18 protein-coding genes are annotated in these 20,090 nt (G+C 71.5%); 5 read left to right on the top strand and 13 right to left on the bottom strand.

Translation table 11 applies throughout. The features are described from left to right. Positions 1-115: 115 nt before the first annotated feature. A complete protein-coding gene (locus ACFYZL_RS22730) occupies positions 116-1,600 on the bottom strand; it encodes a hypothetical protein (RefSeq protein ID WP_384745211.1) in 1,485 nt (494 codons plus the stop codon). A gap of 396 nt (positions 1,601-1,996) precedes the next feature. Here ACFYZL_RS22730 and ACFYZL_RS22725 point away from each other — a divergent pair, with 396 nt between their 5' ends. Then, a complete protein-coding gene (locus tag ACFYZL_RS22725) occupies positions 1,997-2,665 on the top strand; it encodes a bifunctional DNA primase/polymerase (RefSeq protein ID WP_384580101.1) in 669 nt (222 codons plus the stop codon). A gap of 76 nt (positions 2,666-2,741) precedes the next feature. On the opposite strand, the gene ftsY is transcribed toward ACFYZL_RS22725, so the two are convergent. Next, positions 2,742-3,959: a signal recognition particle-docking protein FtsY gene (gene ftsY / locus ACFYZL_RS22720; protein WP_384745213.1), complete on the bottom strand. Its 1,218-nt coding sequence runs from the start codon at positions 3,957-3,959 to the stop codon at positions 2,742-2,744. 164 nt (positions 3,960-4,123) lie between these two features. Here ftsY and ACFYZL_RS22715 point away from each other — a divergent pair, with 164 nt between their 5' ends. Next, positions 4,124-5,581 carry a purine-cytosine permease family protein gene (locus ACFYZL_RS22715; RefSeq protein WP_384745215.1) on the top strand — a complete coding sequence of 486 codons (1,458 nt, stop codon included), beginning with the start codon at positions 4,124-4,126 and terminating at the stop codon, positions 5,579-5,581. A gap of 63 nt (positions 5,582-5,644) precedes the next feature. After that, positions 5,645-6,631, top strand: coding sequence for an LLM class flavin-dependent oxidoreductase (locus ACFYZL_RS22710; protein ID WP_384745217.1), 987 nt, complete (start codon positions 5,645-5,647; stop codon positions 6,629-6,631). Positions 6,632-6,673: 42 nt separating this feature from the next. On the opposite strand, the gene ACFYZL_RS22705 is transcribed toward ACFYZL_RS22710, so the two are convergent. From ACFYZL_RS22705 to ACFYZL_RS22690, 4 genes are all read right to left on the bottom strand, one after another. Continuing rightward, entirely contained in the window at positions 6,674-8,104 is a 1,431-nt protein-coding gene (locus ACFYZL_RS22705) for a sugar porter family MFS transporter (RefSeq protein WP_388681222.1), read from the bottom strand. A gap of 184 nt (positions 8,105-8,288) precedes the next feature. Continuing rightward, the gene (locus ACFYZL_RS22700; RefSeq protein ID WP_388681219.1) at positions 8,289-12,284 is read right to left on the bottom strand and encodes an AAA family ATPase; all 3,996 of its coding nucleotides are present in this window, start codon (positions 12,282-12,284) and stop codon (positions 8,289-8,291) included. A gap of 195 nt (positions 12,285-12,479) precedes the next feature. Continuing rightward, positions 12,480-12,698 carry a hypothetical protein gene (locus ACFYZL_RS22695; protein ID WP_030708500.1) on the bottom strand — a complete coding sequence of 73 codons (219 nt, stop codon included), beginning with the start codon at positions 12,696-12,698 and terminating at the stop codon, positions 12,480-12,482. A gap of 348 nt (positions 12,699-13,046) precedes the next feature. Next, on the bottom strand, positions 13,047-13,328 hold the full coding sequence (locus tag ACFYZL_RS22690; RefSeq protein ID WP_384745221.1) for an acylphosphatase: 282 nt from the start codon (positions 13,326-13,328) through the stop codon (positions 13,047-13,049). Positions 13,329-13,464: 136 nt separating this feature from the next. On the opposite strand from ACFYZL_RS22690, the gene ACFYZL_RS22685 reads away from it, so the two are divergent. Next, the gene (locus ACFYZL_RS22685) at positions 13,465-14,373 is read left to right on the top strand and encodes a CAP domain-containing protein (protein WP_388681216.1); all 909 of its coding nucleotides are present in this window, start codon (positions 13,465-13,467) and stop codon (positions 14,371-14,373) included. 46 nt (positions 14,374-14,419) lie between these two features. On the opposite strand, the gene ACFYZL_RS22680 is transcribed toward ACFYZL_RS22685, so the two are convergent. Continuing rightward, positions 14,420-15,025, bottom strand: coding sequence for a flavodoxin family protein (locus ACFYZL_RS22680; protein ID WP_384594187.1), 606 nt, complete (start codon positions 15,023-15,025; stop codon positions 14,420-14,422). A gap of 127 nt (positions 15,026-15,152) precedes the next feature. Between ACFYZL_RS22680 and ACFYZL_RS22675 the strand changes: the two genes are divergently transcribed. Then, complete coding sequence (locus ACFYZL_RS22675; protein WP_384745225.1) at positions 15,153-15,560, top strand: winged helix-turn-helix transcriptional regulator; 408 nt, start codon at positions 15,153-15,155, stop codon at positions 15,558-15,560. Here the strand turns inward: ACFYZL_RS22675 and mutM are convergent. The 6 genes from mutM to coaD all read right to left on the bottom strand — a co-directional run bounded on the left by mutM (position 15,533) and on the right by coaD (position 20,082). Beyond that, complete coding sequence (gene mutM / locus ACFYZL_RS22670) at positions 15,533-16,393, bottom strand: bifunctional DNA-formamidopyrimidine glycosylase/DNA-(apurinic or apyrimidinic site) lyase (RefSeq protein WP_388681212.1); 861 nt, start codon at positions 16,391-16,393, stop codon at positions 15,533-15,535. The two genes, ACFYZL_RS22675 and mutM, sit on opposite strands and share 28 nt — an antisense overlap. A 135-nt stretch (positions 16,394-16,528) precedes the next feature. Then, positions 16,529-17,374 (bottom strand): ribonuclease III, encoded by an 846-nt coding sequence (gene rnc / locus ACFYZL_RS22665; RefSeq protein ID WP_384745229.1) that lies wholly within the window; start codon positions 17,372-17,374, stop codon positions 16,529-16,531. Between the two features lie 19 nt (positions 17,375-17,393). Next, positions 17,394-17,567: a 50S ribosomal protein L32 gene (gene rpmF, locus ACFYZL_RS22660; protein WP_003965982.1), complete on the bottom strand. Its 174-nt coding sequence runs from the start codon at positions 17,565-17,567 to the stop codon at positions 17,394-17,396. Between the two features lie 2 nt (positions 17,568-17,569). Continuing rightward, positions 17,570-18,280: a YceD family protein gene (locus tag ACFYZL_RS22655; protein WP_388681209.1), complete on the bottom strand. Its 711-nt coding sequence runs from the start codon at positions 18,278-18,280 to the stop codon at positions 17,570-17,572. A gap of 69 nt (positions 18,281-18,349) precedes the next feature. Then, the gene (locus ACFYZL_RS22650) at positions 18,350-19,486 is read right to left on the bottom strand and encodes a cell division initiation protein (protein WP_384745233.1); all 1,137 of its coding nucleotides are present in this window, start codon (positions 19,484-19,486) and stop codon (positions 18,350-18,352) included. Positions 19,487-19,602: 116 nt separating this feature from the next. Then, positions 19,603-20,082, bottom strand: coding sequence for a pantetheine-phosphate adenylyltransferase (coaD, locus tag ACFYZL_RS22645; RefSeq protein WP_384745246.1), 480 nt, complete (start codon positions 20,080-20,082; stop codon positions 19,603-19,605). Between the last annotated feature and the right edge of the window lie 8 nt (positions 20,083-20,090).

Raw genomic sequence — 20,090 nt, 5'->3', positions numbered from 1 at the left:
AGGCGCAAAACACAGCCGACCGCGGCAGTACCCGGACGTCCTGGCTGGGGGAGCCTGATCGGGCTTCACGGGGTGACTGCCGCGGTCGGTGCCTTGGGGGCGGCCGCTCGGGCCGTCAGACGGCCTCCGCGGCTTCGGGGAGGCGCGAGGCGAGGTGGTCGGTGAGCCGGACGATCTCGGCGACGTCCCCGTATTCACGCGCGGCGGTGTCGACGGTCTTGCGCAGCCGGGTGTTCACCCGTTCGGACCGTACCTTTCCCGCCACGTCGAGGGCCCGGTCGACGAGGACCGCGGCCTGCTCGGGCTCGCGCTGGAGCAGGTGCACGGTGGCCATGCCGATGAGGTTGAGGGCGTAGGAGCGCTGGTGCTCCTCGTCCTTCTCGAAGAGTTCGACGGCCCGCTCCATGACGGGTTCGGCGAGGGACGCGTACATGGGGCTGCGCCCGGCGACGTAGGCCAGATCACGGTACGAGTGGGAGTTCTCGCCGTTCAGCTCCGCCTCGGAGAAGAAGCGGATCCAGTCGGGTTCGGGCTCGCCGCCCCCGAAGCCGACGTCGCCGAAGGTGTCCTCGGCCATCCGCACGGCCCGCTTGCAGCGGCTGGGCTGGCCCATGTTGGCGTAGGCGCGGGCCTCCATCGCATACAGCATGGCCTGGGTGCGCGGGCCGGCGCAGTCGCGGCTGCCGTACTGGGCGAGGTGGATGAGCTCCAGGGCGTCCTCGGGGCGGCCCAGGTGGATCATCTGGCGGCTCATGCCGGAGAGGATGTACGAGCCCAGCGGCTTGTCCCCGGCCTCCTTCGCCGCGTGCAGCGCGAGGACGAAGTACTTCTGGGCCGTGGGGTGCAGGCCGATGTCGTAGCTCATCCAGCCGGCCAGTTCGGCGAGTTCCGCGGCGACCTTGAAGAGCCGCTTCATGACGGGCGCCGGGTGGTTCTCCTGGAGCAGGTCGGTGACCTCGTGGAGCTGGCCGACGACGGCCTTGCGGCGCAGTCCGCCCCCGCACTGGGCGTCCCACTGGCGGAACATGACGGTGGTCGCGTCGAGCAGGTCGAGTTCCGGTTCCGAGAGCCGGGGCGGGCGGTGGCCGCCCGCCGGCCCCGCTTCCCGCGATCCCGGGTCGGCGGCCGGGACCGGTACGAGCCAGCGCTGCATGGGCTCGATGAGGGCGGGGCCGGCGGAGAGGGCCAGCGAGGTCCCGAGGAAGCCGCGACGGGCCAGCATCAGGTCGCTGCGGGAGAACTCGCCGAGCAGTTCGACGGTCTGCGGGCCGGCCCAGGGCAGGTCGACCCCGGAGACGGAGGGGGTCTGGTGGGCGGTGCGCAGGCCGAGCTGCTCGATGGCGACGACGGAGCCGAAGCGCTCGGAGAAGAGCTCGGAGAGGATCCGCGGGACGGGCTCGCGGGGCTGTTCGCCGTCGAGCCAGCGGCGCACCCGGGAGGTGTCCGTGCTGATGTGGTGGGCGCCCATCTGGCGGGCCCGGCGGTTGACCTGGCGGGCGAGCTCGCCCTTGGACCAACCGCTGCGGACGAACCACGACGTCAGCTGTTCGTTGCGCGCGGCAGCGTCGTCCGTCGTTCCGCTTGCGCTGTTGCCGCTCACTGGAACGCCCCCATCCGCTCAGCATCTTCCACACGAAACCCTGGCCGTGACTCCGGGCGTCACCACGGACCTTCACAGGTCCTCCACAGATTGCCTCCGGCATACCCACGGATGGGGCCGCCTTCGGGGTTCGTGTACCGAAAGTAATCCTACGATCACCCCTGCGGCGAGGTCGATTCCAGAAACGCCACCATTCGCCACCCCTTCGAATGAACTCGCCACCGGCCAGGCGCGATTCACTTGACACGAGGTGAAAACGGTCCGGTTGGACTGGAGTGCGCCCGGGGCGCGCGCGGCGAGGAGTGCGCCGGGCGACGGCGGGCGGCATCCCGCGGCAGCAGGTCCCACCGGCCTCGTAACCACCGGCGCGTCCGACCCGTTGGAGGGGGCATGGGCATGGGCTTCACGATCGGCGGCAGCCGCGGCACCAAGGAATTCCGTTCGGGCGCCCGGCGCCGCGGCCGGACCTCGGAGTGCACGGCGGTGGCGGAGTACACCGGACTGTGGGGCTGGGACGTCGTTCCCGGCGCGCGCGCCGCGGCACCCTCCCGCGACTGTTCCTGCGGGGACGCGCGGTGCGCCGCGCCCGGGGCGCATCCCCTGCCCTTCGCCCCCACGGTCAAGGCCGGGGCCACGCTGGACGAGGTCACCGAGGCCTGGAGCGAGTACCCGGGCGCGGCGGTGCTGCTCCCGGTGGGCCGCTCCTTCGACGTGATCGAGGTCTCCGGGGAAGCGGGGCGGCGCGCGCTGGTGCGGCTGGAGCGGATGGGCCTGCCGCTCGGCCCGGTGGTCTCGACCCCGGACGGCCGGGCCCAGTTCTTCGTGGCCCCGGGCGCGGCGGCCGAGCTGCCGCAGCTGCTGTACCGGATGGGATGGGACGACGCCGACCTGGACCTGAAGGCCCTGGGCGAGGGGGCCTTCGTGACGGTGCCGCCGTCGGACCGGGCCGGGCTCGGCCAGGTCGGCTGGCTGCGGCCCCCCGCGCTGGACAACGCCGGCGGCCCGCCCCAGGCCCGCCTCCTGCTGGGCACCCTCGCCTACACCTGCCACCGCTTCCGCGGCTAGGGCCCGTCGGCCGCCTACGGCAGTGCCCCCGCGTTCCGGTGGGACGCGGGGGCACTGGTGTGCGTACGGGTTGTGCTCAGTCGCCGATCAGGGCGTCCACGAACGCCTCCGGCTCGAAGGGGGCCAGGTCGTCCGCGCCCTCGCCGAGGCCGACGAGCTTGACCGGGACGCCCAGCTCTCGCTGGACGGCCACGACGATGCCGCCCTTGGCGGTGCCGTCGAGCTTGGTCAGCACGATGCCGGTGATGTCCACCACCTCGGCGAAGACCCGGGCCTGGGTCAGGCCGTTCTGGCCGGTGGTGGCGTCCAGGACCAGCAGGACCTCGTCCAGCGGGCCGTGCTTCTCCACGACGCGCTTGACCTTTCCGAGCTCGTCCATGAGGCCGGTCTTGGTGTGCAGCCGGCCGGCGGTGTCGATGAGCACCACGTCGGCGCCCTCGGCGATGCCCTCCTTGACCGCGTCGTAGGCGATCGAGGCCGGGTCGCCGCCCTCGGGGCCGCGTACGGTGCGCGCGCCGACGCGGTCGCCCCAGGTCTGGAGCTGGTCGGCGGCGGCCGCGCGGAAGGTGTCGGCCGCGCCGAGCACCACGCTGCGGCCGTCGGCCACCAGTACGCGGGCGAGCTTGCCGGTGGTGGTGGTCTTGCCGGTGCCGTTGACGCCGACGACCATGATCACGCCGGGGGTGTCCTCGCCGCTCTCCGTCTTCACGACGCGGTCGAAGTCGGTCCCGACCAGGGTCAGGAGCTCTTCCTTGAGCAGGGCGCGCAGGTCCGCCGGGGTGCGGGTGCCGAGCACCTTGACCCGCTCGCGGAGCCTGTCGACGAGCTCCTGGGTCGGGACGACGCCGACGTCGGCGACGAGCAGGGTCTCCTCGATCTCCTCCCAGGTGTCCTCGTCGAGGTGCTCTCGGGAGAGCAGCGTGAGCAGGCCCTTCCCGAGGGAGTTCTGCGACCGGGCGAGCCGGGCGCGCAGCCGGACGAGGCGGCCGGCGGTGGGCTCGGGCACCTCGATCACGGGCGTGACCGGAATCTCCGGCTCCGCGACCGGCACCTCTGCGGGAGCCTCTGCCTCCGCCTCGGGGAGGACGACCTCCTCGATGGTGCGACGCGGTTCTTCCGCCGTCTCTACGGCGTCCTCCCCCACCTGCGGTTCGGCAGGCGGGGCAGTGATGGTCGGCGTGCTCGGCGGCGCCGGGGGCGGCAGCTGCTTCTTCTTGCGGCTGCTGACCACGAGCCCGCTGATGGCGCCGACCGCGACCAGGGCGATGACTACGGCAAGGATGAGGATGTCCATAACGCGTTCAGTATGCGTGACACCCCGGCCCCGACCCCGTTTCCGCAGGTGGGGCTCGCGGGCCTCGCCTCCGGAAGTCCCACGGGGCCGTAAGCCCCTTTTTCCGCGTTCTACGGCAAACGTATGATGATGGGCAAATCCCCCCCATCTTTCACGGAGCACGTATGCCTGCCGACGGCCCGACCGGAGCACCCGAGAGCGCGGTGGAAACGCGCGGCCTGGAACCCATCCCGGACGGCGAGCGCGGCGGCAGGGTCCGCGAGCTCGTACCCACCTGGGTCGCCGCCAACATCAGCGTGCTGCTGCTGACCATGGGCGCCGGGCTGGTGATCTCCAACGGGCTGAACATCTGGCAGGTCCTCGTCGTCGCGGTCGCCGCGCCGGTGCTCTCCTACGGGATCGTCGGCCTGATCTCCATCGCCGGGAAGCGCGGCGGCGCCCCCGGCATGGCGCTTTCCCGGGCCGTGTTCGGCCAGCGCGGCAACCTCTTCCCGGGCGCCCTGATCTGGGTGGCCCGATGGGGCTGGGAAACCATCAACGCGGTCAGCGGCGCCTACGCCGTCCTGACGGTGCTCGACCTGCTCTTCGGCATCAAGAGCAACACCCCCCTCATCGTCGTCACCCTGCTCTTCTTCGTCGGCTGCACGTTCGCCGTCTCGGGTCTCGGGATCAACGCGCTGCGCGTCTGCTCGAAGTGGTCGACGTACCTCTTCGGGGCCTTCAGCGTGCTCGTGCTCGGCTACCTGGTGGCCACCACCGACTGGGCCGCGGTCTTCGCCAAGCCCGCGGGCTCCACGGCGATGATGATCGCGGGCATCGGCACCATCGCGGCCGGCGGAATCAGCTGGGTCCCGTCCGGCCCGGACTTCACCCGCTACCTGCCGCGCACGGCCTCCTCCAAGGGCGTGGTGGGCGCGACGGTCGGCGGCGCCGGCGTCGTCGTCCTGCCCATGGTGCTCATGGGCGCGGTGATGGCGGTCGGCACCCCGGAACTGGCCGCCGCGCAGGACCCGGTCTCTTTCATCGGCGCGCTGCTGCCGACCTGGATCGCGGTCCCGTACCTGCTCGTCGCGCTCGTCGGCATGCTGCTGATCAACTCGATGTCCATGTACTCGGCCGGCTTCACCGCGCAGACCCTCGGCATCAAGGTGCCCCGCGCCTGGGCGGTGAGCGTCAACGCCGTCATCAGCCTGGTGTTCGGTTTCCTCCTGATGGTGGTCGCGGCCGGCTTCTTCGGCTCCTTCATCTCCTTCCTGACGCTGCTGGCCGTGGCCTTCTCCGCCTGGATCGGCGTCTTCGGCGTGGACATGCTGCGCCGCCGGGAGTACGACGGCCGCGCGCTGCTGGACACCACCCCGAGCAGCGCGTACTGGTACAAGGGCGGTTTCGCCTGGCAGGCGATGACCGCGTGGGCCGTGGCCCTGGTCGTGGGGCTGCTGTTCACCGAGGTGGACTGGTTCGGCGGGCCCCTCGCGGGCACCTGGGTCGGGCGCAACGGGCTCGGCTGGGCGGTCGGGATCCTGACGTCGGGGCTGCTGTACGCCGTGCTGCCGCGCACCCCCGCCGCGGCCGGGCGGGCGCCCGCCGAGGAGCGGGAGCTCGCCGGATCCCTGTCCAACTGACGCCACGTCAGCTAACGTCCCCCTTCGCCCGCCCACCCACATCCGGCGAAGGGGGACTTCTCCATGCCCATCACCGTGGCCCGGTTCAATCTCGTCGACCCGAACGGCACCCCGGAGTCCCTCTCCGCCCGCTACAAGGCGGCGTTGGAGATGGCCCGGTACGCCGACGACCTCGGGATCGACACCATCCAGACCGAGGAGCACCACGGCACCGGCAACAACTGGCTGCCCTCCCCCTTCGCCTTCGCGGGCGCGGTGTTCGGAGCCACCCGCCGGATCGCCGTCACCGTCTCGGCGATCATCGGGCCGCTGTACGACCCGCTGAAGGTGGCCGAGGACATCGCCGTGCTGGACCTGCTGAGCGGCGGCCGTCTGGTCACGGTCGCGGGCATCGGCTACCGGCCCGAGGAGTACGAGCAGCACGGCGTGGAGTGGGGCCGGCGCGGGAAGCTCCAGGACGAGCTGTTGGAGACCCTGCTGAAGGCGTGGACCGGCGAGCCCTTCGAGTTCCGCGGCCGCACGGTCCGGGTGACCCCGAGGCCGTTCACCCAGCCGCACCCGATGCTGTTGGTCGGCGGGAGCTCCGAGGCGGCGGCGCGGCGCGCGGCCCGGCTGGGGCTGCCCTTCTTCCCCAGCGCGCACCTGCCGGAGCTGGAGGCGTACTACAACGCGAAGCTCGCCGAGTACGGCACGGAGGGCTTCTGCATGATGCCCGCGGCCGAGACCCCGCTGCTGCACATCGCGGAGGACCCGGACCGGGCCTGGGCCGAACACGGCGAACGCTTCCTGCACGAGGCGGGCATGTACGCCTCCTGGCAGTCCAAGGACATCCGCAGCGCCGTACGGTCGGGCGCGCGCTCGGTGGCGGAGCTGCGGGCGGAGGGCGTGTACCGGATCCTCACCCCGGACGAGGCGGTCTCCTACGCCCGGACGGCCGGCGAGGCCGGGAACCTGGTGCTGCACCCGCTGTGCGGCGGGATGCCGATCGACGAGGGCTGGCGCAGCCTGCACCTGCTGTGCGAACAGGTACTGCCCCGGCTCAAGGACTGAGCCGGGGCAGTATCGAGGAGAAGGGGCGTTGGCGGGGGATGGTTACCCCATCTCCTCCAGCGCCTTGCCCTTGGTCTCCGGCACCCATTTGAGGATGAAGGGGATCGAGAGCAGGGCGAAGCCGGTGTAGATCATGTAGGCGCCGGACAGGTTCCAGTCCGACAGCGTCGGGAACGAGACCGTGATGACCCAGTTGGCGATCCACTGGGCGGCGGCCGCGACGCCGAGGGCCGCGGCGCGGATGTGGCCCGGGAACATCTCGCCGAGGAGCACCCAGACCACCACGCCCCAGGACAGGGCGAAGAAGAGGACGAAGCAGTTCGCGGCGACCAGGGCCACGATGCCCTGCGCGTGCGGCAGGGAGATGTCGTCGCCGGTGCCGGACTTGAACGAGAACGCCCAGGCGGCCAGGCCCAGCGAGATCGCCATGCCGGCCGAGCCGATGAGGGCCAGCGGCTTGCGGCCGATGCGGTCCACGAGCGCCATGGCGATGACCGTGCCGATGATGTTCACGACGGAGGTCTCGAAGGAGTACAGGAACGACTGGCTCGGGTCGATGCCGACGGACTGCCACAGCAGGGAGCTGTAGTAGAAGATCACGTTGATGCCGACGAGCTGCTGGAAGACGGACAGGCCGATGCCGACCCAGACGATGGGCAGGAAGCCGAACCGGCCGCCGAGCAGGTCCTTGAAGGTGGACTTCTGCTCGGACCGCATGGCGTGCTCGATCTCGGCGATGCGCCCGTCGAGGTCGACGCGCTTGCCCTCCACCTCGGCGAGCACCTTCCGGGCCTCGGTGTTGCGGCCGACGGAGACGAGGTAGCGCGGGGATTCGGGGATGACGAAGGACAGCAGGCCGTAGACGACGGCCGGGACGACCATCACCCCGAGCATCCACTGCCAGGCCTCCAGGCCGGCGATGTCGCCGCGCTGGTCGCCGCCGGCGAGGTTGAGGATGCCCCAGTTGACGAGCTGGGAGACGGCGATGCCGATGACGATGGCGGCCTGCTGGAAGGAGGCGAGCCGGCCCCGGTAGGCGGGCGGGGACACCTCGGCGATGTAGGCGGGCCCGATGACGGAGGCCATGCCGATGCCGAAGCCGCCGATCACGCGCCACAGGGCGAGGTCCCAGAGGGCGAACGGGAGGGCCGAGCCGATGGCGCTCGCGGTGAAGAGGACGGCGGCGATCTGCATGCAGCGGATACGGCCGATCCGGTCGGCGATACGGCCGGCCGTGGCGGCGCCGAGCGCGCAGCCGATCAGCGCGGCGGCGATCACCTGGGCGAGCGCCTCGGAGCCGACGTCGAAGCGTTCCCTGATGGCGACGACGGCGCCGTTGATGACGGAGCTGTCGTAGCCGAAGAGGAAACCGCCCATGGCCGCGGCGGCGGCGATGAAGATGACGCGGCCGAGGTGCTCGGGCCGTGGCGCGGCCGATCCGCCCGGCGTCGGTTCCTGCGCTGTGCTGGTCAAGGTGTGCTCCGTGGGGGTTTTGTCCGTTCTCCTAGTGGCGCACAGTTCAAGATCGAGCACCACCCGAAGGCGGGAGACAGCGGAGCGAGCTTATGTGTTCAATTTCTGAAGTCAATACCCGGGGCCTGGCGCGCGTGGACGTTATCTCGCCAACTCGAAGTTCATTTCTTGAAAGATCAAGCTCTCAGCGGAGCCGCTGACTGATGACCTTGGAGACCCCGTCGCCCTGCATCGAGACGCCGTAGAGCGCGTCCGCGACCTCCATCGTCCGCTTCTGATGGGTGATCACGATCAGCTGTGAGCTCTCCTGGAGCTCCTCCATGATCCGGATCAGCCGCTGCAGATTGGTGTCGTCCAGGGCGGCCTCCACCTCGTCCATCACGTAGAACGGGCTGGGCCGCGCCTTGAAGATGGATACCAACAGGGCGACGGCCGTCAGCGAGCGCTCGCCGCCCGAGAGCAGCGACAGCCGCTTGACCTTCTTGCCCGGCGGACGGGCCTCCACGTCGACCCCCGTGGCCAGCATGTTGTCGGGGTCCGTGAGGATCAGCCGGCCCTCGCCACCGGGGAACAGCCGCGAGAAGACCCCCTCGAACTCCCGGGCCGTGTCGTGGTACGCCTCGGTGAACACCTGTTCGACCCGCGCGTCGACCTCCTTCACCACTTGAAGGAGGTCGGCCCGGGTCTTGCGCAGGTCCTCCAGCTGAGTGCTGAGGAACTGGTGTCGCTCCTCCAGCGCGGCGAACTCCTCCAGGGCCAGCGGGTTGACCTTGCCCAGCTGCTGGTAGGCGCGCTCGGCGGCCTTGAGCCGCTTCTCCTGCTGCGCCCGTACGAAGGGGCCGGGCCGGTTGCGGGGGTGCTCCGGGTCCTCCGGCAGCTCCTCGCCGTCGGCCGGCGGGGAGGGCGGCACCGGCTGGTCCGGCCCGTACTCGGCGACGAGCCCGGCGGTGTCGATGCCGAACTCCTCCAGCGCCCTGCCCTCCAGCGCCTCGATGCGCAGCCGCTTCTCGGCGCCGAGCACCTCGCCGCGGTGCACGGAGTCGGTGAGCTTGTCGAGCTCGCCCTTGAGGTCGCGGCCGTGATTGCGGGCGTCGGCCAACTCCCGCTCCCGCACGCCCTTGGCGTGCTCGGCCGCGGTCCGCTCCTCCTCGGCCCGGCGCAGCGACACCTCCACGTGGGCGAGGAGTTGCCGGGAGCCGTCGGCCACGGCCCGGGCCACCCGTGCCTCGTACGCCAGGCGTGCGCGCCGCCGCTCGGCGCGCGCCCGGGCCTCCTCCTCGGCCCTGGCGGCACGGTCGAGCGAATCGGCCCGGCCGGCCAGCCCCTTGACCCGCTCCTCATGGGTCCTGAGCTGGAGTCGGGCCTCCATCTCGGTCTGCCGGGCGTTGGCCCCGTCGGCGGCGAGCCGGTCCCGCCGGGAGGTGTCCGGCTCTTCCTCTACGGGGATCTCCTCTGCCGTGGCCAGCCGTTCGGCGCACTCCTCCACCTCGGCGAGCGCCTGCTCCAGCGCGTCCTGCGCCTTCGCGGCGGCGGTGGTGGCGCGTTCGGCTTCGCCCGCGGCGCCCTTCGCCTGTCCGGCGAGCCGTCCGAGCTGCTGCGCGACCCCGGCGCGGGCCTGTTCGGCTGCCCGCCGCCGCTGGGCGAGCTCCTCCACGAGGGCGGCCGCGTCCCGGCGGCGCGCCTGGGCGGCCTCGCGGGCCTCGGCGAGCTCCCCGCACCGCGTGTCCAGCCGGGCCAGCTCCTGGGCGGCCTCGTCGACGGCGGCCTGCACCTCGATGAGGGTGGGCGCGCCCGCGGAGCCGCCGTGGGCGAGGTGCGCGCCGAGTACGTCGCCGTCCGCGGTCACGGCCACCGCGTCGGGGCGGCGGGCGAGGAGGGCCTCGGCGTCGTCGAGCGTGCCGACGACGACGTGGTCCCGCAGGACCCACCCGACGGCCCGCCGCACTTCGGCATCCCCCCGGATCAACTCCGCGGCGGCCACGCCCGCCACCGCGACCGCACCCTCGACACCTCCACCGGGGCCCGGCACGGCCAAGTGCACGGCTCCGCCGCCGGGACGTGGCGCGGCCAGGGGCACGGCTCCGCCGCCGGGGCTCCGCCCCGGACCCCGCTCCTCAAACGCCGGAGGGGCTGAGTGGTGTCCGGCAGCGTGAGCCTCGGCCCCGGACAGCGATTCGGATGCGGGTCCGGGCAGCGCCCGGTCCCGCTGATCCAGCCCCGCCGGCGTTTGAGGCGCGGGTCCGGGCAGAGCCCGGTTACGGGAAGGGGCGGGGTGGGGGAAAGAACCCTCCTCCTCACCCCCGGCCGGCGGCAGGCCCGGGCCCGAACCCCGCCCCGGGAGGGACACCTCGGCGGCGGCCGGAGAGGAACCGGACTGACCGGGAAGAGCGGGCGCGGCGGGCACGGGCCGGCCCGGAAGGGCGGGCGCGGCCACCGCGGAGGGGCCGGACCGGGCCGGGGCCGGGGCAGGTGGGGTGATCAGGAGGGTGGCGCGGCCCGCGTCCGCCTCGCGGAGGTGCCGGATGGCCTCGGCCGCCGCCCCCGGCGAGGCCACCGCCAACGCATCCGCCGCCGAGCCCAGCGCGGCGGCCACCGCGACTTCGTGGCCCGGGGCCACCGAGAGCCGCTCGGCCACCGGTCCCAGCACCCCCGCCAGCCGCTCGCGCGCCGCGAGCAGCGCGCCCGTACCGTCCTTGCGGCGCAGCCCCAGCGCCAGCGCGTCCCGCCGCGCCGAGACCGCGGCCCGCGAACGTTCCGCCTCGGACAGGGCGTCCCGCGCCGCCGACAGCCCCGCCTCGGCGGCCGTCAGTTCCGCCCGGGCCCCCTCGTGCTCGGCGTCCAGCGAGGGTTCGTCGAGCCCGCCGACCTCCTCCGCCAGGGCCTCGTACTCCGCCTGCGCGGCGGCCGCCCGGCGCTCCGCCTCGTCGCGCGCCGCGACCAGCCGGTCGATCTCGGACTGCGCCGCCCCCGCCCGGGAGCGCGCGGCTCCGAGCCGCCCCGTCAGACGGGCCAGCCCCTCGCGCCGGTCCGCGATGGCCCGGGCCGCGTCCCGCAGCCGGCGTTCCTCGTCGGCCAGGGCGCGTTCCAGCTCGCCCCGGTGCTCGGCGGTGTCCTCCAGCGCACGCGAGGCCGCTTCCAGAGCCGCCGTCAGTTCCGCCTCCTGCTCGCGGATCCGCGCGGCTTCCCGCCGCATGTCCTCCGGGTCCCGGCCGCGCCGCTCCTCCTCGGCCGGAGCCGTCGCGCTCTTGACCCGCGCGTCGGCCAGGGACGCGGTCCCCCGGACCCGCTCGGCCAGTTGGGACAGCTCGTACCAGGTCTGCTGGGCCCGCTGGAGCCGCGGGGCCAGCTCCCGTACGGCCGCCTCCAGTTCGGCCTCCCGGCGCAGCGCGTCCGCGAGCTGCGCCTCGGCGGCCTCCTTGCGCTCCTTCAGGGCCGCCTCGTCCGCGAGCTCCTCGTCGAGCGCCCGCCGCAGCGTGACCAGGTCGTCGGCGAGCAGCCGCAGCCTGGCGTCGCGCAGGTCGGCCTGGATCACGGCCGCCCGCCGGGCCACGGCGGCCTGCCGCCCCAGGGGCTTGAGCTGCCGCCGCAGCTCGTCGCCGAGGTCCTGCACGCGCGCGAGGTTGGCCTGCATCGCGTCCAGTTTCCGCAGCGCCTTCTCCTTGCGCTTGCGGTGCTTGAGGACTCCGGCCGCCTCCTCGATGAAGGCGCGGCGTCCCATGGGGTCGGCGTGCAGTACGGAGTCCAGCTGCCCCTGGCCGACGATGACGTGCATCTCGCGGCCGATGCCGGAGTCGGAGAGCAGCTCCTGGATGTCGAGCAGGCGGCAGGTGTCACCGTTGATCTGGTACTCGCTGCTGCCGCCGCGGAACATGATCCGGGTGATGGTGACTTCGGCGTAGTCGATGGGCAGCGCGCCGTCGGAGTTGTCGATGGTCAGCGACACCTCGGCACGCCCGAGGGGCGGCCGGCCGGTGGTCCCGGCGAAGATGACGTCTTCCATCTTCCCGCCGCGCAGGGACTTGGCCCCTTGTTCGCCCATGACCCAGGACAGCGCGTCCACCACATTGGACTTGCCCGAGCCGTTCGGACCCACGACGCACGTGATGCCGGGTTCGAAGCGCAGGGTCGTGGCGGAAGCAAACGATTTGAAGCCACGCAGGGTCAGGGACTTGAGGTGCACGCCGCCGGACTCTACCTTTCGCGTTCCGTTTCACCCATGAAGGTGCAGGGCACAACCGACGTTAAAGGAATGGTCCGGATCGGCCGGACGCCTCGCGGCGCGGTGTCGAAAGAAAGAAGGGACGCCGGAGCGTCCCTTGCAGATCATGCCGGGCTCGAAGTCGGTCGAGCGACTTCGAGCGACGAGTAGCGCGGATCAGGTGAGCGCAGGCTCCGCCTGGGGTACGTCGATGTCGATGCGGTCCAGCAGCGAATCTCCGTCGTGCTGGGCGGCGGCCGCGTTCAACGCGTCATTTTCGGACTGAATCCGTACGAGCTCGGACTCGAGGTCCTGGACGCGCTGCTGAAGCCGTCGCATCTCGGCGAGGAGTCGCGGGTCGGAACCGCCGACGTAACCGAGAAGCGCCTTTGCCATGATGGATGGTCCTCCACACTGAGTGACCGACCGAAGCGGTGTGGGTCGTGAGGGAATCGCACCCGCGGATGTCCGACTGCGACTGACAGTCACTGCGCTTTTTACTGCCAACCTGCCAAACAGCTCAGGTGCGCGGGGCTTCCAGCGTCTCACCAAAAAGTTTGACGGTCAACACGATCACGCCCCGTATCGGCGGGCGGCCCGGCCCGCACAAGGGGCTTGGAGATCATCCTCGTCTCCGAGCCTTCCACGGATCGCGGGCTCCGGCAACGTCTCGGCAAGGAACGTGCAGTTCCGACCGTATGCAGTCGCTCCGCAGGTGTGATCAGTACATGATCAGTCGATCGTTCAACGGATCGCGAATCCGTCGTAGCCACCGCGCGGTGTGCCCCAGATCTCTGTCACTCCGTCCACCTGCCCGGGCGTGTCGGCGGAGCGCATCCAGTCGAGGAGCCGGTGGCAATTCTCACGTTGACCCTCGGCCACCACCTGCACTCGCCCGTCGTCGAGGTTGAGCGCGAAGCCGACGAGCCCTCCGATCCCCAGAGCGTTCTCCCTGGTGAACCAGCGGAAGCCCACTCCCTGTACACGGCCGCGCACCCAGGCGATCAGGCGGACATCTTCATTCATGCGTGAACGCTAACCGGGCAAACGATTTTGGAGCACATCGCCCCCCTTGTCCCATGGCGTACAGTCGCGCACCAATGAGCTCACCCGTTCGGGCGAGCAAACACCGATCGTGATCTTACAAGGAAGGCCGACGCCGATGGGACGCCACGCTCTCCCCTCCGCACCGCGCCCCGGTGGTGCGCGCCGCACCGCCCTGCGCACCGGCCTGCTGGGTGTGGCGGTGGCGGTGACCCTGGGCACGGCCGCCGTCACGACCGGCATGGTGCCGGTCGGCGGTTCCTTCCCGTACGTGGGCGTCAGCGCCTCGGGGGACGCCGGCAGGACGGAGGCGGCGGCGAAGGCCTCGCCGAGCCCCGACCGCGCGGTCCAGCCACTGGGCGGCCTCGCCCAGCTGCCCGGCCGCGGCTCGCAGACCCACGGCCCGTCCCCCGCCCAGAGCCCGTCGGTCTCGCCGTCGGTCTCGCCCTCCACGAGCCCGAGCCCTTCGGCGACCCCCTCGCCCAGCGCCACACCGAGCACCGCACCGAGTACCGCACCTGCCGGCAAGCCGGCCGTCGCGCCTTCCACCAAGCCCGCCGCCGAGCCGGCCTCCGAGCCGGTGCCCGCGACCAAGGCCCCGCTGACGACCACCGCCCCGGCCCCGGCGCCCACCACCACGACGGACGACCGCTCCGCCGAGGAGGCCGCCGTACTGCTGCTGGTGAACCAGGAGCGCGCCATGGCGGGATGCGGCCCGGTCCGGGCCAACCCGCCGCTGGCGACGCTCGCGGAGGCCTTCAGCAAGGACATGGCCACCCGCGCCTTCTTCGACCACACCGACCCCGACGGGCTCAGCCCCTGGGACCGCGCCGCCAAGGCGGGCATCGGAGGCCTCGGCGGCGAGAACATAGCCCGTGGCCAGGGCGACGCCGAGTCCGTGATGAAGGCCTGGATGAACAGCCCCGGCCACAAGGCGAACATCCTGAACTGCGAGTTCCGCACCCTGGGTGTCGGCGCGTACTTCGCCGACGGCGGCCCCTGGTGGACCCAGGACTTCGGCTTCTAGCCAGGACCCCCCGGCCGGAACCTCCCGGCCGGGCCCCGTCGCCCGATCAGAGCGCGGCGAGGGCCGCGCGACCCGCCACCACGACGCGGGCGTGCTCGGCGACGCGGCGACCGAGGTGCTCGGCCGTGGCGATGTCGGCCTTGTGCACGGCCTCCGGGCCCTCGTCCGAGTTGGTCTGCGCGGCGGCACCGGCGAAGACGCCGAGGCGGTTGAGGTCGTTCTCGGAGGCGGTGCTGGAGTTCCAGCCCGGCTTCAGACCCAGGTTGACCCAGCTCATGCCGTGCTGCGCGGCGAGGATCTGGAAGAACTGCAGGGTGTGCAGCTTGTCGCCGCTCTTGGAGGCGGAGTTGGTGAAGCCCGCGGCCACCTTGTCCTGCCAGGCGTCGCCGAACCAGCGCTTCGAGGTCGCCTCGGCGAAGACGTGGAAGGCGCCGGAGGCGGTGCCCATGTAGGTCGGCGAGCCGAACACGATCGCGTCGGACGCGTCGAGCAGCTCCCACTGGGCGTCGTCGATCTCGTCCACCTTGATCAGGTGGACGGTGGCGCCGGCCTCGGCGGCGCCGCTGCGCACGGCCTCGGCCACGACCGCGGTGTGGCCGTAACCCGAGTGGTAGGCGATCGAGACGACGGGTGCGTGCGTGATACCGGACAAGGTGATCTCTCCCTCGGGAAGCGTTCTCGTCGCGCCACCAGGTGCGGTGCGACGAGAAGAAGCAAAGCACTAACTTTTAGAAAGCGCAACCCAGTAGTTAGCGCTGTAGGGGAGTACGCTGTTCCTCATGGAGACACCTGCCGTCTGTACCGAGAGCGCCGCGGCCGAGCTTCCGTTCGACGTCTTCGCGCGCGCCTGCCCCTCCCGCGAAACCCTGGAACACGTCACCGGGCGCTGGGGCAGCCTGACCCTCGGCGCCCTGCGCGAGGGCCCGTGCCGCTTCAACGAGCTCCGCCGACGCGTGGAGGGGGTGAGCGAGAAGATGCTCTCCCAGACGCTGCACGCACTGGAGCGCGACGGAGTCGTCCACCGCGAGGCGCAGCCGACCAACCCGCCCCGCGTGGACTACGAGCTCACGCCGCTCGGCGTCGAGGTCGCGGACCGGCTCCTCTCCCTGATCCACTTCCTGGAGGGGAACATGCCGGAGGTGCTCTCCGCCCGGCGGTCCTACGACGAGACGCGCGGCGGCCGCTGACAGCGCGGACAGAAGTAGCTCGACCGGTTCATCCACGGCCGGCGCCGCATCGGCGTACCGCAGCGGCGGCAGGGTTCGCCCTCGCGCCCGTAGGCGTCGAGCGACCGGTCGAAGTAGCCCGACTCGCCGTTCACGTTGACGTAGAGGCTGTCGAAGCTGGTGCCGCCGACCGCGAGGGCGGCGTTCATGACGTCCCGTACGTGCCCGAGGAGTTCCGTGCTCCGGGGGCGCGTGAGGTTCGCGGTGGGGCGCTCGTAGTGCAATTTCGCGCGCCACAGCGCCTCGTCGGCGTAGATGTTGCCGACCCCGCTGATCAGCGACTGGTCCAGCAGCGCCCGCTTGACGGTGGTCCGCTTGGCGCGCAGCGCGAGGTGGTAGGCGCCCTCGTCGAACAGCGGGTCCAGGGGGTCCCGCGCGATGTGGGCGATGACGTCGGGCAGCCCGTCGGGAGTGTTCTCGTGCAGGGAGAGGCCACCGAAGGTCCGCTGGTCGACGAAGCGCAGTTCGGTCCCGAGGTCGTCCTCGAACCGCACCCTGATCCGCAGGTGCTTCTCGTCGGGGGCGTCCTGCGGCTGCACCAGCAGTTGCCCGCTCATCCCGAGGTGTCCGAGCACCGACTGGTGGCCGCCCTCCAGGGGCAGCCACAGGTACTTCCCGCGTCGCCGCGGCACGCCGATCGTCTCCCCGCGCAGCCGCGCCGCGAAGTCGGCCCCGCCGCCCGCGTGGCGCCGTACGGCCCTCGGGTGCAGGACCTCGACGGCCTCGACGGTGCGCCCCGCCACCCAGCGCTCCAGGCCCCGCCGCACGACTTCGACCTCGGGCAGCTCGGGCACGGTGTTCCTCCGGGGGATCGGATCGGGCTCTCTCCGGTGAGCGTACCGACCCGCGCGGCAGGCGCCGGAAACGGGTCCGCCCCGCCGCCTGCTGCGCAGGTGACGGGGCGGAGGAGCCCGAAGGCGAAGGAAGGGTCAGGCGCCCGGCGCCGGTTCGGCGGGCTTCGGCGCCCCGCCGTCCGCGGCCTCGACCGCAGCCGCGGCCTCGACCGGAGCGGCCGCGGCAGCGGCCTCGGCCGCGATCCGCTCGTCCGCCGCGGCACGGATCCCGCGCCACGCGGACTCCGCCGCCTGCTGTTCCGCTTCCTTCTTGCTGCGGCCGGTGCCGGTGCCGTACGAGACACCACCGACGCGGGCGGCAGCGGTGAAGGTCTTCTCGTGGTCCGGGCCGGTCTCCGTGACCAGGTATTCCGGTACGCCAAGACCTTCGGCGGCCGTGAGTTCCTGGAGGCTGGTCTTCCAGTCCAGGCCGGCGCCGAGGTTCGAGGACTTCTCGATGAGCGGGTCGAAGAGCCGGTGCACCAGCTCCGAGGCCGCGTCGAGGCCCTGGTCGAGATAGACCGCGCCGATCACCGCTTCAAGGGTGTCGGCGAGGATGGAGGCCTTGTCCCGGCCACCCGTGCCCTCTTCGCCCCGGCCGAGCCGGATGAAGGAGCCGAGTTCGAGGCCGCGCCCGACCTCCGCAAGTGCGCGCGAGTTGACCACCGCGGCCCGGAGCTTGGCCAGCTGGCCCTCGGGGAGATCGGGGTGGGTCGTGTACAGCGTGTCCGTGACCACCAGGCCCAGCACGGAGTCCCCGAGGAACTCCAGGCGTTCGTTGGTGGGCAGACCGCCGTTCTCGTACGCGTACGAACGGTGGGTCAGTGCACGCACCAGAAGGGCGGACTCGAGTCGATACCCGAGCCGCCCTTCCAGAAGCGTGTGGGACGAGGCCGCGTTGTTACTGTCTGCCTGCTTCTCAGCGTTGGACAGCTCAGACATTGCGCCTCTCACCAGCCGCTCAGACCTCGAGGACCTGGCGCTTGTTGTAGGTGCCGCAGCTCGGGCACGCAATGTGCTGGAGCTTCGGCTCCTGGCAACGCTCACACGAAACCAGGGTGGGGACCGCAGCCTTCCACTGCGACCGGCGGTGGCGCGTGTTGCTGCGCGACATCTTCCGCTTCGGAACAGCCACGGCTACTTCTCCTGCTTCTCGGCGGCGCCCTGAACTCCGTCAGAGGCAGTGCCGCTCATGTTGTCCTTCTCGTCGTCCTGATCGGTCACGACGAGTCCCTGCAAAGCCGCCCAACGGATGTCGACGGCGTCATGGTGGTGGTCCGGGTCCTCGTTCAGGCTGAGCCCGCAATCGGGGCACAGTCCGAGACAGTCCTCCCGGCACACCGGCTGCATGGGCAGTGCGAGCACCACCACATCCCGCAGCACGGGTTCGAGGTCGAACAAGCCGTCCTCAAGGTAGAGCGTGTCCTCGTCGTCCTCGGCGTCGTCGGCCGGCTCCGCCTTGAGGCGGCCCCGGTCGTCGGCGTCAGGGTACGAGAACATCTCCTGGAAGTCCGCCTTGAGCTCGCGCTCCACGGACTCCAGACACCTTACGCACTCACCTACGGCCGATGCACGAGCGGTGCCTGTGACAAGCACCCCTTCCATGACCGACTCAAGACGGAGGCTGAGCTTCACCGGGGCGCCTTCCGGCACTCCGATGACGCCGACGAGACCGAAGTCCGCCGGTGCCGCGATCTCACGGGACAGCCGCTGCATGGCACCAGGACGCCGACCCAGCTCGTGCGTGTCGAACACGAGGGGGTTGCGGTGGTCGAGGCGGGTGTTCAGGGCCGTTCCTGCTTTCACAGATCGCTGAAGATCAAGATTTCCGCCACTTGAGGGCAGCATGGATCGCGGCGCATACGCGCGACCGAAGAGCCAGGATACCCGCCGCTTCGCTCTGAGCCCAATCCGGGTCTAGCGCCCCTGCTCGTACTGGCGCAGCTGGTCCAGGTTGATCATGCTCGTGTCGAAGAAGCTGGTCTCGTCGAGCGCGGGCTGCCGGGGAGCCGGCGGCTGGGACGGCTGCGCATCGTATTGCGCGGCGTAAGCCGCGCCGGTGGAGTCGGTGCTCGCACCGGAGTACGGGTCGGGCTGCTGCTGGTGGTAGCCGGCGTACGGGTCCGGCTGCCCGCCGGCGTAGGGCGTCTCGTAGGCCACGCCCGCGCCGTCGGTCCCGGTGTAGGGGTCCGGGTACGCGTACGCGTCCTGCTGCCCCGCGTACGAGCCCGTGTAGGCCGCCGCGGTCGGGTCCGCGCCCTGGCCGGAGTACATGTCGTACACGGGTTCCGCCTGCGCGGGGATCTGCGGGGCCGGCGGCGCGGTCGGCTCGGCCAGGCCCGCCAGGAAGTCCGCGTCGCTCGCCGAGCGGGACGCCTGGCCGCCGGCGGCCTCCTGGGCGGCCATGTGCGCGCCCAGGTCGTCCGTGGGAACCCGCCCCAGCAGCTTCTGCCGGCCTCGGCCCACGGCCTCCAGGGTCTTGGACAGCACCGCCTCGAACGTCGCCAGCTTGGTGTCCACGTACGCGTCCGCCTGCCGGCGCTGCGTCTCGGGGTCGTGGCTGCGCTCGGGCGCCTCGGCGTCGGCGTAGCCGTGCTCGTCGAGGCCGGGGCCTCGGCCCAGCAGCTTCTCCCGGCCGCGGTCCACCGAGCCGATGGTCTTGGTCAGCACGACCTCGAAGTTCGCGAGCTTGCTGTCGACGTAGTCGTCGGCTTCGGCGCGGATCTCCTCGGCCTCCCGGCGGGCCTCTTCCAGGATCCGGTCCGCCTCGGCCTGGGAGCGCCGCGCGATCTCGGTGTCGGAGATCAGCGAACCGCGCTGGTTGTGGGCGGACTCGATGATCCGCTCGGCCTCCCGGCGGGCCTCCTCGACCATCTGCTCCCGGCCGCCGATGAGCTCCTGGGCCTGCGCGAGCGAGCCGGGGAGGGCCTGGCGGACCTCTTCCAGCCGGTCGAGCAGCTCGGCGCGGTTGATCACGCAGGAGGCCGACATGGGCATGGACCGGGCGCCGCCGACGGCCGCGACGATCTCGTCGAGCTTCTTCTGCACGTCCATGGGGGCTCGCACTCTCTCGGCCTCGGGCGGTTCCTGAGACGGACGCCACGACTGTAAGGCCGGCGGGCGGACGTCCGACACCGCCTGACGTCACGTCAGGCGGCGGGGCCCATGGATCAGCGGTCGCGCAGCCGTTCCATCAGCGCCGCGTGCACGTGCGCGGGCAGCAGGTGGGCGACATCGCCACCCCAGGCGGCGACCTCCTTGACCAGCGAGGAGGACAGGAAGCTGTAGGTGGGGTTGGTCGGCACGAACAGCGTCTCGACGCCCGAGAGCCCCATGTTCATCTGGGCCATCTGGAGCTCGTAGTCGAAGTCGCTGACGGCGCGCAGGCCCTTGACGATGGCCGGGATGTCCCGCTGCTTGCAGAAGTCGACGAGCAGCCCGTGGAAGGACTCGACCTCGACGTTGCCGTAGTCCGCCACCGCCTCGCGGATCAGCTCGATCCGCTCCTCGACGGTGAACAGGCCCTTCTTCGACTGGTTGATCATCACCGCGACGTGCACGACGTCGTAGAGCCTGGAGGCGCGTCCGATGATGTCGAGGTGTCCGTTGGTGATGGGGTCGAAGGACCCGGGACAGACGGCGCGGCGCAACTGAACTC

It is taken from the genome of Streptomyces sp. NPDC001717, assembly GCF_042892775.1.
GTDB lineage: Bacteria > Actinomycetota > Actinomycetes > Streptomycetales > Streptomycetaceae > Streptomyces.
The sequence above is the reverse complement of the archived record's forward strand: the minus strand, read 5'-3'. Positions and strand labels throughout refer to the sequence as shown.